The sequence below is a fragment of the Kineococcus aridisoli genome (assembly GCF_050871885.1).
Taxonomy (GTDB): Bacteria; Actinomycetota; Actinomycetes; order Actinomycetales; family Kineococcaceae; genus Kineococcus.
In genome coordinates this window covers 1-13,915 of sequence record NZ_JBJLSF010000005.1, presented here as the reverse complement: position 1 = coordinate 13,915, position 13,915 = coordinate 1, and the positions used below count along the sequence as shown (strand labels likewise).

The following is a 13,915-nucleotide window of genomic DNA, read 5'->3' as shown; positions in this document are numbered from 1 at the left end:
GGTCCCGGTGGTCACCCGGGCCACCCCGACGTCGTCCGCCCCCCGAGGAGCGCCCACATGGCCGTCACCAGCGAGCGCACTGCCCCGACCGGAACGATCCCCTCCCCGCGGCCGGGGCGCTGGGTCGACGACTACGACCCGGAGGACCGCGCGCAGTGGGAGTCCACCGGCCGTCCGGCGGCCCGGCGCAACCTGTGGCTGTCGATCTTCGCGGAGTTCCTCGGCTTCTCGGTCTGGCAGCTGTGGACCATCGTCACCCCCTCGCTGAACGCCGCCGGCTTCTCGCTGAGCGCCGACCAGCAGTTCTGGCTCATCGCCGTGCCCAACCTCGTCGGGGCGACGCTGCGCTTCCCCTACACCTTCGCCGTGCCGCGCTTCGGCGGGCGCAACTGGACCATCGTCTCGGCGCTGCTGCTGGTCGTCCCGTGCGTCGGGCTCGCGGTCGTCGTGCAGAACCCGGACACCCCGTTCTGGCTCATGGTGCTGGTCGCCGCGACCGCCGGCGTCGGCGGCGGCAACTTCGCCAGCAGCATGGCGAACATCTCCTTCTTCTTCCCCGAGCGGGAGAAGGGCGCCGCCCTCGGCCTCAACGCCGCCGGCGGCAACCTCGGCGTCGCGGTGGTGCAGCTGGTCGTCCCGGTGATCGTCGTCGTCGGCGGCGGTCTCGCGCTGGAGCGCGCCGGGCTGGTCATCGTGCCGCTCGCGGTGCTGGCGGCCGTGCTCGCCTGGCGCTGGATGGACAACCTCTCCAGCGCCAAGGCCGACGTCGCCGGTTACGCGGCGGCGATGCGCAACAAGCACACCTGGATCATCTCCTTCCTCTACATCGGCACCTTCGGCTCGTTCATCGGCTACGCCGGCGTCTTCCCCACCCTCATCAAGACGCAGTTCCCCGACATCGCCTTCGACTGGGGGTTCATCGGGCTGGCCCAGGTGCCGCTCACGCTGGCCTTCCTCGGCGCCCTCGTCGGCTCGCTCGCCCGTCCCTACGGCGGTCGGCTCTCCGACAGGCTGTCCGGCGCGAACGTCAGCATCGCCGCCTACGCGGTCATGTCGCTGGGGGCGGTCGGGGTCGTCCTCGGTCTCGGCGCGCACAGCTTCGCGCTCTTCTTCCTCAGCTTCCTGCTGCTGTTCGTCGCCACCGGCATGGGCAACGGCTCCGTGTACCGCATGATCCCCGCCATCTTCCGCTCCACCGTCGACCGCGGCGACACCGCGGCGCTGCTGCTGGCCAAGCGGCAGGCCGCCGCCTGCATCGGCATCGCCGCCGGCATCGGCGCCTACGGCGGGTTCATCATCCCCCGGGTGTTCGCCGCCTCGATCACCTCGACCGGTTCGCTGCGCCCCGCGCTGATCGGTTTCATCGCCTTCTACGCGGTCTGCGTGGCCGTCACCGTCGCCGTCTACAAGGTCGGCCGCGAACGCCGCTTCGCCGGCGCGGACATCTGAGACCCCGAGGACCGGAGGAACACCGTGAGCTCGACCCCCCGCTTCCTGCAGGGCGCCTACGCCTTCACCGGCGCCGGCCTGGAGAAGCTCGTGACCCTGGAGGGCCTGCCCTCGTACACCGTCCCCGACGGTGCGCGCGCACAGGCCGTCTACTTCCGCGCCGGAAACTCCAGCGACGAGATGGTCAGCGTCGTGCTGCTGCGCGACGGCGTGGCCGTGCGCTGGTTCCCCGTCGCCGCCAGGGGCGCCACCCACGTGCCGCTGCGCATCGTGGAGGACGTCGAGGCGCCCTCGGTCCTGGAGCTGCGGGTGGCCGCGCCGGACGGCCTGAGCGGCACGGTCGTGCTCGACCTCGGCCTCGTGGAGGTGTGAGCGCCGTGACCCTCACCAGCACCGCGGTCCTGCCGCACCAGCGCACCGCCCGGCGCCGCCTGGTCGTCGTCGGCAACGGCATGGCCGGCGTCCGCGCCGTCGAGGAGCTGCTCGAGCGCGGTGGGCGCGAGCAGTTCGACGTCACCGTCTTCGGCGACGAGCCGTACGGCAACTACAACCGCATCATGCTCTCGCACGTGCTCTCCGGCGAGCAGGACGAGGAGGGCATCTTCCTGAACTCCCTGCCCTGGTACGCCGAGAACGGCATCACCCTGCGCGCCGGTGTCCGCGTCGAGCGCGTCGACCGCTTCGCCAAGGTCGTCCACGACGCCGAGGGCGGGCGGACGCCGTACGACGTGCTGCTCATCGCGACCGGCTCGACGCCGTTCTTCCCGGCCATGGAGGGGATGACCCGGCCGGACGGCTCGATGCTGGAGGGGGTGTTCGGCTTCCGGACCCTCGACGACGCCCGGGCGCTGCTGGCGGCGGCGCGCACCCACCGCCGCGCCGTCGTCATCGGCGGCGGCCTGCTGGGCCTGGAGGCCGCGCACGGGCTGGTGACCCACGGCCTGCAGGTGGACCTGGTGCACTCCCCGCAGCACCTGATGAACCAGCAGCTCGGCCCCGAGGCCGGCCGGGTGCTGCGCCGCAGGATCGAGGAGCTGGGCATCCGCGTGCACACGGGGGTGCGCACGCGGGGCCTGCTCGGCACCGAGCGGGTCAGCGGGGTGGAACTGCCCGACGGCAGCGTCCTGGACGCCGACTTCGTCGTCGTCGCCGCCGGCATCCGGCCGAACACCGACGTCGCGCTGCGCTCGGGCCTGGAGGTCCAGCGCGGCATCGTCGTCGACGACCGGATGCAGTGCAGCGCCGGGGAGGAGGGCGAGGAGGGCGTCGCCGACGGGGTCTACGCGATCGGCGAGTGCGTGCAGCACCGCGGCCAGACCTACGGCCTCGTCGCGCCGCTGTGGGAGCAGGCCGGGGTCCTCGCCGACCACCTCACCGGGACCCGTCCGGACGCCGAGTACCACGGCTCGCGCACCTCCACCAAGCTCAAGGTCGCCGGTGTCGACGTCGTGGCGATGGGCCTGCCCGGCCCCGAGCGCGACGACGACGAGTTCGTCGTCTTCTCCGAGCCCCACCGCGGTGTCTACCTCAACGTCGTCGTCCGCGCGGGCCGCCTCGTCGGCGCCACCCTGCTCGGCGACGTGCGCAAGACCGCCTTCCTCACCCAGGCCTTCGACCAGGGGCTGCCGCTGCCCGAGGAGCGGATGGCGCTGCTGTTCGACCTCGGCTCCCCCGCCGAGGAGACCTCCGTCGCCGAGCTGTCCGAGCAGACGCAGGTCTGCAACTGCAACGGCGTCACCAAGGGGCAGATCACCGACGCCGTCGCCGGCGGCTGCACCTCGCTCGGCGCGGTCATGGCGAAGACCCGCGCGGGCAAGGGCTGCGGTTCCTGCACGACGCTCGTGGAGCAGATCACCCAGTGGGCCGCCGGCGGCGAGCTGACCGTCGACGAGTCCGCGAGCTGGTACGTGCCCGGGATCCCGATGGCCAAGCCGGAGCTCATGGCCGCGATCCGCGAGCGCCGGCTGAAGTCGGTGTCCGCGGTGTTCCGGGAGCTCGCGCCCGGCGGCGAGGAGGACGCGAAGTCGAAGATGGGCCTCACCTCGCTGCTGCGGATGATGTGGCCGGAGGGGCTGGACCAGGACGAGCGCGACGGCCGGTACATCAACGACCGGGTGCACGCGAACATCCAGCGCGACGGCACCTTCTCCGTCGTCCCGCAGATGAAGGGCGGGGTCACCACCGCCGAGCAGCTGCGGAAGATCGCCGACGTCGCCGACAAGTACGACGTCGGCATGATCAAGGTGACCGGCGGGCAGCGCCTGGACCTGCTGGGGATCCGCAAGGAGGACCTGCCGAAGGTCTGGAAGGACCTGGGCATGCCCTCCGGCTACGCCTACGGCAAGAGCTTCCGCACCGTGAAGACGTGCGTGGGCACCGACTTCTGCCGCTTCGGCCTCGGCGACTCCACGCAGCTGGGCATCGACATCGAGACCCGCTTCCAGGGCATCGAGACCCCGGCGAAGCTCAAGCTCGGCGTCGTCGGCTGCCCGCGCAACTGCGCGGAGGCCTACGTCAAGGACGTCGGCGTCGTGGCGGTCGGCTCCGGCCGGTGGGAGGTCTACGTCGGCGGCGCCGCCGGGGCCTCGGTCCGCAAGGGCGACCTGCTGGCCACGGTCGACTCCCCCGAGGAGGTCATCGCGCTCACCGGCCGCTTCATCCAGTTCTACCGCGAGTGGGGCAACTGGCTGGAGCGCACCTACGAGTTCGTGCCGCGGCTGGGGATCGAGCGGGTCCGCAACGTCCTCGTGGAGGACTCCGACGGCCTGGTGGCCGGGCTCGACGAGCGCATGCAGGCCACCGTCGACAACTACCGCGACCCCTGGCAGGAGGGCGAGCGGCCGGCGACGCCGGGGCAGTTCCGCCCCGCGCTGCCGCTGGTGGACCTGCCGCTGGTCCCCCGCCGCCCCGCCGGTGCCCCCGGCGGCACGCCCGTCCCGCTTGAGGTCCCCCGATGAGCGTCCCCACCCGCGCCCGCGCCGAGGGCGCCGAGCGCACCGCCCACGCCGTCTGCCCGCTGGAGGAGCTGCCCGTCGGCGAGGGCCGCGCCTACGTCGTCGACGGCCGGCAGGTGGCGCTGTTCCGCCACCGCAGCGGCCGGGTCAGCGCCGTGCAGGCCGCCTGCCCGCACGCGGGCGGGCCGCTGGCCGACGGGCAGGTCGACGAGCGCGTGGTCGTCTGCCCGCTGCACCTGAACGCCTTCGACCTGGCCACCGGCGCCTCGAGCACCGGCGCGGACCCCATCGCGGTGCATCCTTGCCGGATCTCCGACGACGGCGTCGTCAGCGTGGAACTCTGAGGGCGGGAGGACACCGTGAGCGCTCGAGCGAGCAGCTACCCGCTGCACCTGGACGTCACCGGACGACGCGTGCTCGTCGCCGGCGGCGGGCCCGTCGCCGCCCGGCGGGCCCGCGACCTGCTCGAGGCGGGCGCGCTCGTGCGCGTGGTCGCCCCCGCGCTGTGCGAGGACCTGCGCGAGCTGCTGCCCCGGCTGGAGTGGGACCCCGTCGAGGTCGACGTCACCGCGCTGCCGGCGCTGCTGGCGGACGCGTGGCTCGTGCACACCGCCACGGGAGCGCCCGAGGTCGACGCGGCCGTGGCGGCGGCGGCCGAGGCGCAGCGCACGTGGTGCGTGCGCGCCGACGACGCGGCGGCCTCCAGCGCCTGGACGCCCGTGGTCGTGCGCCGCGACGACGTGGTGGTGTCCGCGACCGCCGGGGCCGACCCGCGCCGCGCGCAGGCGCTGCGCGGGGCGCTGGCCCGCTGGCTGGACTCCGGGGCCGCGCCGCTGCGCCGCCGCCGCCCCGGGCGCGGGCGCGTCGTCCTCGTCGGCGGCGGACCCGGCGAGGTGGACCTGCTGACCCTGCGCGGGCGCCGCCGCCTGGCCGAGGCCGACGTCGTCGTCGTCGACCGGCTGGCCCCCACCGCCGTCCTCGACGAGCTCGACCCGGCCGTGGAGGTCGTCGACGTCGGCAAGACCCCCGACCACCACCCCGTCCCCCAGGAGGAGATCAACCGGATCCTCGTCGAGCACGCGCAGGCCGGCCGGCGGGTGGTGCGCCTCAAGGGCGGGGACCCGTACGTGCTCGGCCGCGGCGGCGAGGAGGTGCTGGCCTGCCGCGCGGCCGGGGTGGAGGTGGAGGTGGTGCCCGGGGTCACCAGCGCGTTCTCGGTGCCCGCGGCCGCCGGCGTCCCGGTCACCCACCGCGGGCTCTCGCGCTCGGTCACGGTGGTCAGCGGCCACGACGCGGTCGACGCGCAGGCGCTGGCGCGCCTGGAGGGCACGATCGTGCTGCTCATGGGCGTGACGCTGCTGGCGCGCACGGCCGCGGACCTCGTCGCGGCGGGCAAGGACCCGGCGACGCCGGTGGCGATCGTCGAGGACGGCTGGCGCGCCTCCCAGCGCACCACCCGGGGCACCCTCGCCGACATCGCCGCGACGGCGGCGGCGCGGGGGGTGCGCTCCCCCGCGGTGGTCGTCGTGGGCGAGGTCGCGGGGCTGGACCTGACCCGTGAGCCGGCCGTCGACGCGGCCGTCCACGCGGCCGCCCACGCGGCCGTCGACGCGCAGGGCGGCGGCGGGGTCGTGGCGGACGGGCCTCCTCTCGCCTACGGTCCACAGGCGTGACCGTCCCCACGCCAGCACCGGCCACCCCCGCGCCGGCTCCCGCCGAGCCGCCGGGCGCCCCCGGCACCGCCCCGGGCGCCGGCGGCGAGGTCCGCCAGCTGCTCGGGGTCACCATCGGCATCACCAGCGACCGCCGCTCCTCGGACATGATCGCCACCTTCGAGCGCAAGGGCGCCCGCGTCGTGCACGCCCCGACGATGCGCATCGTCCCCCTCACCGAGGACGCGCAGCTGCTCGCCGAGACCCGCGACGTCATCGCCGACCCGCCCGACGACGTGCTCGTCACCACCGGCATCGGCCTGCGCGGCTGGGTCGAGGCGGCGGACGCGGCGGGGCTGGCGACCCCGCTGCTGGAGACGTTCGGGCGGGCCCGGGTGCTCGCCCGCGGGCCCAAGGCCACCGGCGTGATCCGCGCCAACGGGCTGCGCGAGGAGTGGTCGGCCGCCTCCGAGCAGACCGCCGAGGCCGTCGAGCGCCTCGTGGCCGAGGGGGTGGCCGGGCGCTCGATCGTCGTGCAGCTGCACGGCGCGGCCGACCAGGAGCAGCTGGCGCCGCTGGTCGAGGCCGGCGCCCGGGTGCGCGGCGTCTCGGTCTACCGGTGGCTGCCGCCGGACGACCCGGCCGCGGTGGACCGCCTCGTCGACCTCGTCGCGACGCGCCGGCTGGACGCGGTCGTCTTCACCAGCGCACCGGGCGCGGTCGCCCTGCTGGAGGCGGCCGGGAGCGCCGGCCGGCTGGAGGAGCTGGTCGGCGGCTTCGCCGACGGCGTGGTCGCCTGCGCCGTCGGGGACGTCACGGCCGAACCGCTGCGCGCCGCCGGCGTCGAGCCGCTGGTCCCGGACCGCTGGCGGCTGGGGGCGCTGCTGCGCACGCTCACGGCCCACCTCGCCGAGCACCCGCTGGCGCGCGTGGAGACGAGCGCGGGGACGCTGCGGCTGCGCGCGCAGGCCGCGGTCCTGGACGAGCAGGTGCTGGAGCTGGCCCCGGGACCGCTGGCGGTGCTGCGCCGCCTCGTCGAGGCGCAGGGCGCGGTGCTCTCGCGCGAGGAGCTGCTGCCGGCGCTGCCGGGCGCGGCCGACGTGCACGCCGTGGAGGTCACCGTGGCGCGGTTGCGCTCCGCGCTGCCGGACCCGGCGCTGGTGAAGACGATCGTCAAGCGCGGCTACCGCCTCAGCGCGGCCGCCCCCGGGGAGGAGACCACGTGAGCGCACCCCTCGCGAGCGCACCACCGGTGCAGGCGCCCGTGCTCGTGGCCTGCTCGCACGGCACCCGCTCCGAGCTCGGCCGGCGCACCGTGGACGCGCTGCGCGACGCCGTGGCCGCCGCCCGCCCGGACCTGTCCGTGCGCGCCGCCCACGTGGACGTGCACGGCCCCGAGCTGCCCGAGGTGGTCGGCGAGCTGAGCGCCGCCGGCCGGCGCAGCGTCGTGGTGCCGCTGCTGCTGTCCAGCGGCTACCACGTGCGCGTCGACGTCGCCCGGGCCGTCGCCGCCAGCGGCGGTCTGGCCACGGCCGCCGAGGCCCTCGGCCCGGGGTCCGAGGTGACCGGCGTGGTGCTGCAGCGCCTCGGGGAGGCGCTGGGCGAGGACCCGGCCGCCTTCGAGGGGGCCGTGGTCCTGGCCGCCGCCGGGTCCTCCGACGCCGTCGCGCAGGGCGACGTGCGGACCGCGGCGGCGCTGCTCGGCGAGCGGCTGCGCGCACCCGTGACCTGCGGGTTCCTCTCCGCGCAGGAGCCGACCGTCGCCGACGCGGTCGCCGCCGCCCGCCGCGCCGGCGCGCGGCGGGTCGCGGTGGCCGGCTACCTGCTCGCGCCGGGGGTGTTCTCCCGGCGGCTGGCCGCCGCGGGTGCCGACGCGGTGGCCGAGCCGATGGGCCCGCACCCGGCGCTGGTGGACCTCGTCGTGCGCCGCTACGAGGCGGCCGCCGCGCTCGCCGCGACCCCCTGACCAGGGCTCCCGAGCGCGCCTGCCCGAGCGCGGGCGCGGTCCCCGCGCGCTGCGCCGTCCGGGCGCCCGGGGCACCGAGCCGGGCGCGCGGGCCGCGCCGCGTCCCTACGCTGCGGGGGTGAGACCGCTCGACGAGATCGCCGTCACCGAGGTGGACGAGGTACCGGTGGTGTGGGCCGCCGGCCCCGCCCCCCTGTCCGCCTCCCTGGTCTTCCGCGTCGGCCAGGCCGACGAGGCGTTCCTCGACGGCGGTGTCACCCACCTCGTCGAGCACCTCGTCATGCGCGGGGTCGGCCGGGTGCCCATCGAGGCCAACGCCCACGTCTCCACCCACACCACCGCCTTCGAGGCCACCGGCTCGGCGCACCACGTCGTGGCCTTCCTGGCGAGCGTGTGCGAGCAGCTCGGGCGGCTGGACACCGCCGCCCTCGACGTCGAGCGCCGGGTGCTGGCCGCCGAGGCCGAGCGCGGCAGCGGCGCCGGACCGGCCGCCGAGGCCGCCGCGCTGCGCTACGGCTGCCGGGGCGCGGGGCTGCTCGCCTACCGCGACCTGGGCGTGCCGCGCCTGGACGCCGCCGCCGTCGCGGCGTGGGCGGCGCGCTGGTTCACCCGCGGCAACGCCGTCCTCGCGCTCACCGGCCCCGTGCCGGAGGACCTGCGGCTGCCGCTGCCGCCCGGGGAGCGGGCCGCCGTGGCGCCGGCGACGCGGCGCGCCCTGCGGCTGCCCGCGTGGGAGTCCCCCGCCGGCGGCACCGCGGTCTCGCTGCCGCTGGCCGCCGGCGACGGCAGCGACCTGGCGCTCGCGCGGCTGCTGGCGCGCGCGGCCGAGGACGCCGTGCGCCACGAGCGCGGCCTGGCCTACGACGTCGACACCGACGTGCTGCTCGTGGACCCGGTGACCAGCGAGGTGGCGCTGCACGCCGACAACGACCCCGCTCACGCCGCCGAGGTCGCCGGGCTGCTGCTCGACGTGCTCGAGCGGTTCGCCGCCGACGGCCCCGCGGCGCAGGACCTCGCGGCCGACGTGGCGCAGGCGTTCGAGGCGCTGGCCGACCCGCGGCGCACCGGTGACGCGGTGGGCGCGGCGGCCCACGAGCTGCTGCTGGGCCTGCCGCTGCGCACCCCCGCCGACCGCTACGAGCAGACCCGCCGCCGCAGCGCCGGGCAACTGCGCGAGGCGGTGCGCGCGGCGCTGGGCGCCGCGGTCGTCCTGCTGCCCGAGGGCACCGCGTTCGAGCGGGCCGGCCTGCACCGCCTGGCGCCGAGCTCGCACCCGGTGCCGGCCGGGCGCGAGCTGCGCCCGCGCCCCTTCCGCGGCGTGCCGCGCGGCACCCGCCTGGTCGTCGGCGAGGACGGGGTGGCGCTGCGCCTGCCCGAGGGCGACGTGGTGGCGCGCTGGGACGACGTCGTGGGCGTGACGGTGCTCGCGGACGGCACGCACGTGCTGCAGACCGGCGACGGGCCCGCGGTGCCCGTGGCCACCGGGGACTTCCGCGGCGCCGGCGACGTGCTCGTGCAGCTGCGCCGGCGGCTGCCGGCGGCGCTGTTCGTGCCCGACCCGGAGGCGGCGGGCGCCCCGGCCGGCTGACGTCGGCCGGGGCGCCCGGTGGGGCCGGCGGAGGTCAGCGCACGAGGTTCAGCGGCTCCTGGCCGGCCAGGTGGCGGCGCACCTGCTCGCGCAGCAGCCGCACCATGCGGGGGCGGAAGGCCGTGGAGTTGCCGCCCACGTGCGGGGTGACGATCACCCCGGCCGACCACAGCTCGTGGCCGGCGGGCAGCGGCTCGGGGTCGGTGACGTCCAGGGCGGCGCGCAGCCGCCCGGTGCGCAGCTCGTCCAGCAGCGCCGCCGTCCGCACCACCGGCCCGCGGGCCACGTTGACCAGCAGCGCCCCGTCGGGCATCGCGGCCAGGAACGCCGCGTCGACGAGCCCGCGGGTCGCCTCCGTGAGCGGGCAGGCCAGGACGACGACGTCGTGGTGCGGCAGCAGCGCGGGCAGCTCGTCCACGGAGTGCACCGGCACGCCGTCCTGGACGCGGGCGCGGGCGGCCACCGCCGTCAGCTCCACCTCGAAGGGCGCCAGCCGGGCCGCGACCGCGCGGCCCACCCCGCCCCAGCCGAGCACGAGGACGCGCCGGTCGGCCAGCGAGGTGCGCCGGGAGGCGCCCCAGCGCCCGTCCGCCATGGCGCGCACGTCCCCGTCGAGACCGCGCAGCGCGGCGATGGCCAGGCCCACCGCGAGCTCGGCCGTCGACGTCTCGTGGACCCCGGCGGCGTTGCACAGCAGGACACCGGCCGGCAGCTGCTCGGGCACCCCGTCGTGGCCGATGGTCAGCAGCTGCACCGTGCGGCAGCCGGCGGGCAGCGCCGACAGGTCCGGCGTGGCCACGTAGGGCGGGACGACGAGGTCGGGAGCGGGCCGGGGCGCGGGGGCCGCGCCGTCCCAGACGAGGACCTCCACGCCCGCCGGGAGGTCCTCGGCGGCGAGGGCGCGCCGCCAGGACTCGGTGGGGACGCTGACGCGGAAGGAGGTGTCGGCCACGCGCGCACGCTACCCATCGGGGTGACGATGGGGGCATGGCACCGACCTCGCCCGCCACCGCCCCCGCCCGCCGGGCCCGCGCGGCCACCGCGGTGCCCGCAGCGCTCTGCGCCGCGGTCCTGCTCGCGGCGCTGGGGGCCTGCTCCGACGAGGGGGCGCCGGGGGCCTCCTCGCCCGGCGAGCGGACCCCGAGCGCGGCGGCACCGGGCACGGGGACGCCGAGCACGGGCACGGACCCCGCCCCGACGCCGTCGGGGTCCTTCGACGCGCTCGCGGCGGCGACGGGGCTGCCCGGGCAGCCGGTGGACATCGCGACCGGGCTGGACGTGCCGTGGGGGCTGGCGGTGCTGCCCGACGGGACCGCGCTGGTGACCCTGCGCGACCAGGCGCGCGTGGTGCGGGTGGGACCCGGTGTCATCTCGCAGGTCGCCGGCACCGGTGAGGACGGCAGGGTGGCCGACGTCGTCCCGGCCGGCGAGGGCGGTCTGCTGGGCGTCGCGCTCTCACCGCGGTTCGCCACCGACGCGCACGTGTTCCTCTACTTCACCGCCCGCAGCGACAACCGCGTCGTGCGCTACGTCCTGGCCGACGGCCGGCTCACCGAGCCCGAGCCGGTGCTCACGGGGATCCCGAAGAACACCACCCACAACGGCGGCCGGATCGCGTTCGGCCCCGACGGGATGCTCTACGTCGGCACCGGCGACGCCCAGGACCGGGCGGCGGCGCAGGACCCGAAGTCGCTGGGGGGCAAGGTCCTGCGCATCGCCCCGGACGGTTCGGTGCCCGCCGACAACCCCTTCGCCGGGTCGCCGACGTGGTCCTACGGCCACCGCAACCCCCAGGGCCTGGGCTGGGACTCCACGGGCCGGCTCATCGCCGCGGAGTTCGGGCAGGACACCTGGGACGAGCTGAACGTGATCCGGCCCGGGGGGAACTACGGCTGGCCGGAGGTCGAGGGCCCCGGCGACGGCGGCGGCCGGTTCGTCGCGCCGCTGCGGACCTGGACGACCGACGAGGCCTCGCCCAGCGGGATCGCCGTCACCCCGGACGCGGTCTACGTCGCCGCGCTGCGCGGTGAGCGGTTGTGGCGCGTGCCGCTGGACCCCGACGGGCCCACCGGCACCCCGGACGCCTGGCTGGAGGGCGCGCTCGGGCGGCTGCGGACCGTCGAGGTCGGCCCGGACGGGTCGCTGTGGGTCCTCACCTCCAACACCTTCCGCGGCGACCCCCGCCCCGGCGACGACCGGCTGGTGTCGGTGCCGCTGGCCTGACCGTGCCGGGGCCCCGGACCTGCCCTAGCGTGCGGTGCGTGGACCTCCCCGACGAACTCCTCGGCCTGCTGCGCGGCCGCGCCACCTGCTACCTGGCCACGACGATGCCCGACGGCTCCCCCCAGCTGACGCAGACCTGGGTGGACACCGACGGCAGGAACATCGTCGTCAACACCGTCGAGGGCTTCCAGAAGGTCCGCAACGTCGAGCGCGACCCGCGGGTCGCCGTGACCGTCTCCGACCCCGAGAACCCCACCCGCTACTTCGCCGTGCGCGGGCACGTCGTCGCCGCCAGCACCGAGGGCGCCGCCGAGCACATCGAGGCCCTGTCCCAGCGGTACACCGGCGGCCCCTACCCCTGGTACGGCGGGCGCGAGCAGCAGCGGGTGGTGCTGACCATCGCCGCCGACCGCCTGCACGCCATCGGCTGACCCGCTCCCCCTGCTGGCCGCCCGGCGCGCTGCCGGGCGGCCGTGCGAGGGTGAGGAGGTGTTCGAGCACGTCGGCGAGGTGGTCGCGGCGCACGCGGGGGCGCCCTGGGTGCTGGCGGTGGTGTTCGCCCTCGCCGCGCTCGACGCCCTGCTGCCGCCGCTGCCCAGCGAGTCGATCGTCATCGGCCTGGCCGCGATCTCCGCGGACACCGGGGCGCCGGACCTGCTCGCCCTCGGCTGCTGCGCCCTCGTGGGGGCCTTCTGCGGCGACAACCTCACCTATGCGATCGGGCGGCACTCCCCGCTGCGCGGCTGGATCGCCCGGCACCCGCGCCTGGAACACGCGTTCGCGCGGGCCGCGCACCAGCTGGAGCGGCGGGGGGCCCTCGCGATCCTCGCCGCCCGCTACGTGCCGGTCGGCCGGGTGGCGGTGAACCTCACCGCGGGGGCGGTGCGCTTCCCGCGGCGGCGCTTCGTGGCGCTCAGCGCGCTGGCCGCCTGCACCTGGGCGGCGTACTCGGTGGCCGTCGGCGCGCTGGCCGGGCACTGGGTGGAGTCCACCCCGCTGGTGGGCGCGCTGCTCGGGATCGTCATCGCGCTGGTGCTGGGGTACGCGGTGGACACGCTGCTGCAGCGGCTGCTGCGCACCCGCGACCCCCGCTGAGGGGCCGCGGGAGCGCAGCGGTCAGCGCTTCACCAGGACGACTCGCCCGGCGGCAGCACCGCCAGCTCCGGCACGACGCTGTCGGGCCAGGTGGCGAACACCGTCATCAGCGCACGCGCCACCGTCTCGGGCCGCTGCAGCTTCGTCAGGTCCGCGTCGGGGAAGCGGTCGGTGACGAAGGGGGTGGCCATGCCGCCGGGGATCAGCCCGGTGACGCCGACGCCGATGCTGCCGTGGCGCTGCTTGCAGTCGCGCTGCGCCTCCTTGAAGAGGGCGGTGGTGTAGGCGCGCAGGCCGTGCTTGCTGGCCGCGTACGCCGACGCCTCGGTCCACACCCGCCGCGCGGCCGTGGAGAGGGTGTTCACCACGTAGCCGTGGTTGCGCTCCAGCATCGCCGGGTAGGTGTTGGCCACCAGGTACATCGGGCCCAGCAGGTTCGTGCTCACGACGCGCTGCGCCTGCTCGGGGGTCTGGTGCTCGATGGGCGTGCAGACGTCGAAACCGGCGTTGTTGACCAGCACGCCGACGGGGCCGTCCTGCACGCGCACCGAGGTCACCGCGGCCTGCACGGCCAGCGGGTCCCCCACGTCGAGCACGAGGGGGGCGGCCGCGCCGCCGCCCTCGGTGATGGCGGCCGCGGTGGCCTCGGCGGCCTCGGCACGCACGTCGCTGACCCACACCTTCGCGCCGGCACCTGCCAGTTCGCGCGCGATGGCCGCGCCCAGCCCGCTGCCGGCGCCCGTCACGAGCGCCACTTCACCCTTGAGGTCCATGCCGGCGAACCTACGGGCGCGGCGCGGGCACGGCGAGCGGACCCGCCGGGGCCGCGGGCGGCCTCCCGCCGGCCCGGTGCCGGGCCTAGTTCTCGTCGACTCCTGGCACTACGCCGAGCCCGGCGACAGCGGCCTGACGTGGGACCGGGCCAACCCCTGGGTCGCGCCGGTGCACCAGCCGAGCGCGCGCAACGACCACCACCTCGTGGGGCAGC

At 76.6% G+C, this 13,915-nt stretch carries 13 protein-coding genes and 1 pseudogene; 12 read left to right on the top strand and 2 right to left on the bottom strand.

Annotated features, from left to right (window positions below):
• Positions 1–57 precede the first annotated feature (57 nt).
• From ACRYM2_RS02585 to ACRYM2_RS02550, 8 genes are all read left to right on the top strand, one after another.
• Positions 58–1,449 carry an MFS transporter gene (locus ACRYM2_RS02585; RefSeq protein ID WP_432519634.1) on the top strand — a complete coding sequence of 464 codons (1,392 nt, stop codon included), beginning with the start codon at positions 58–60 and terminating at the stop codon, positions 1,447–1,449.
• Between the two features lie 24 nt (positions 1,450–1,473).
• Positions 1,474–1,821, top strand: a complete 348-nt coding sequence (locus ACRYM2_RS02580) for a molybdopterin oxidoreductase (protein ID WP_432519632.1) — start codon at positions 1,474–1,476, stop codon at positions 1,819–1,821.
• 5 nt (positions 1,822–1,826) lie between these two features.
• Entirely contained in the window at positions 1,827–4,406 is a 2,580-nt protein-coding gene (nirB, locus tag ACRYM2_RS02575; RefSeq protein ID WP_432519631.1) for a nitrite reductase large subunit NirB, read from the top strand.
• Positions 4,403–4,747 carry a Rieske (2Fe-2S) protein gene (locus tag ACRYM2_RS02570; protein ID WP_432519629.1) on the top strand — a complete coding sequence of 115 codons (345 nt, stop codon included), beginning with the start codon at positions 4,403–4,405 and terminating at the stop codon, positions 4,745–4,747. The genes nirB and ACRYM2_RS02570 overlap by 4 nt, the downstream gene beginning before the upstream one ends.
• Positions 4,748–4,762: 15 nt before the next feature.
• Positions 4,763–6,076 carry a uroporphyrinogen-III C-methyltransferase gene (gene cobA, locus ACRYM2_RS02565; protein WP_432519628.1) on the top strand — a complete coding sequence of 438 codons (1,314 nt, stop codon included), beginning with the start codon at positions 4,763–4,765 and terminating at the stop codon, positions 6,074–6,076.
• A gap of 98 nt (positions 6,077–6,174) precedes the next feature.
• A complete protein-coding gene (locus tag ACRYM2_RS02560; protein ID WP_432519750.1) occupies positions 6,175–7,281 on the top strand; it encodes a uroporphyrinogen-III synthase in 1,107 nt (368 codons plus the stop codon).
• The gene (locus ACRYM2_RS02555; RefSeq protein WP_432519627.1) at positions 7,278–8,021 is read left to right on the top strand and encodes a sirohydrochlorin chelatase; all 744 of its coding nucleotides are present in this window, start codon (positions 7,278–7,280) and stop codon (positions 8,019–8,021) included. Before ACRYM2_RS02560 ends, ACRYM2_RS02555 begins: the two co-directional genes overlap by 4 nt.
• Before the next feature lie 118 nt (positions 8,022–8,139).
• Positions 8,140–9,609: a peptidase M16 family protein gene (locus ACRYM2_RS02550; RefSeq protein WP_432519626.1), complete on the top strand. Its 1,470-nt coding sequence runs from the start codon at positions 8,140–8,142 to the stop codon at positions 9,607–9,609.
• 34 nt (positions 9,610–9,643) lie between these two features.
• Here ACRYM2_RS02550 and ACRYM2_RS02545 read toward each other — a convergent pair whose 3' ends face one another.
• The gene (locus tag ACRYM2_RS02545; protein ID WP_432519625.1) at positions 9,644–10,561 is read right to left on the bottom strand and encodes a 2-hydroxyacid dehydrogenase; all 918 of its coding nucleotides are present in this window, start codon (positions 10,559–10,561) and stop codon (positions 9,644–9,646) included.
• Positions 10,562–10,596: 35 nt separating this feature from the next.
• On the opposite strand from ACRYM2_RS02545, the gene ACRYM2_RS02540 reads away from it, so the two are divergent.
• From ACRYM2_RS02540 to ACRYM2_RS02530, 3 genes are read left to right on the top strand one after another with little or no spacing between them, the layout of a single operon-like run.
• Complete coding sequence (locus tag ACRYM2_RS02540; RefSeq protein ID WP_432519623.1) at positions 10,597–11,832, top strand: PQQ-dependent sugar dehydrogenase; 1,236 nt, start codon at positions 10,597–10,599, stop codon at positions 11,830–11,832.
• A 38-nt stretch (positions 11,833–11,870) separates the two neighbouring features.
• A complete protein-coding gene (locus tag ACRYM2_RS02535) occupies positions 11,871–12,263 on the top strand; it encodes a PPOX class F420-dependent oxidoreductase (RefSeq protein ID WP_432519622.1) in 393 nt (130 codons plus the stop codon).
• A gap of 58 nt (positions 12,264–12,321) precedes the next feature.
• A complete protein-coding gene (locus ACRYM2_RS02530) occupies positions 12,322–12,927 on the top strand; it encodes a DedA family protein (RefSeq protein WP_432519620.1) in 606 nt (201 codons plus the stop codon).
• A 29-nt stretch (positions 12,928–12,956) separates the two neighbouring features.
• Here ACRYM2_RS02530 and ACRYM2_RS02525 read toward each other — a convergent pair whose 3' ends face one another.
• The gene (locus ACRYM2_RS02525) at positions 12,957–13,700 is read right to left on the bottom strand and encodes an SDR family oxidoreductase (RefSeq protein WP_432519619.1); all 744 of its coding nucleotides are present in this window, start codon (positions 13,698–13,700) and stop codon (positions 12,957–12,959) included.
• Between ACRYM2_RS02525 and ACRYM2_RS02520 the strand changes: the two are divergent.
• Positions 13,699–13,915, top strand: a pseudogene (locus ACRYM2_RS02520) (endonuclease/exonuclease/phosphatase family protein); the annotation flags it as partial. The gene ACRYM2_RS02525 and the pseudogene ACRYM2_RS02520 overlap by 2 nt on opposite strands.

Coding starts and splice junctions, on each gene's coding strand:
- ACRYM2_RS02525 (WP_432519619.1), bottom strand. CDS start 13,700: ATGGACCTCAAGGGTGAAGTGGCGCTCGTGACGGGCGCCGGCAGCGGG.
- ACRYM2_RS02570 (WP_432519629.1), top strand. CDS start 4,403: ATGAGCGTCCCCACCCGCGCCCGCGCCGAGGGCGCCGAGCGCACCGCC.
- ACRYM2_RS02585 (WP_432519634.1), top strand. CDS start 58: ATGGCCGTCACCAGCGAGCGCACTGCCCCGACCGGAACGATCCCCTCC.
- ACRYM2_RS02540 (WP_432519623.1), top strand. CDS start 10,597: ATGGCACCGACCTCGCCCGCCACCGCCCCCGCCCGCCGGGCCCGCGCG.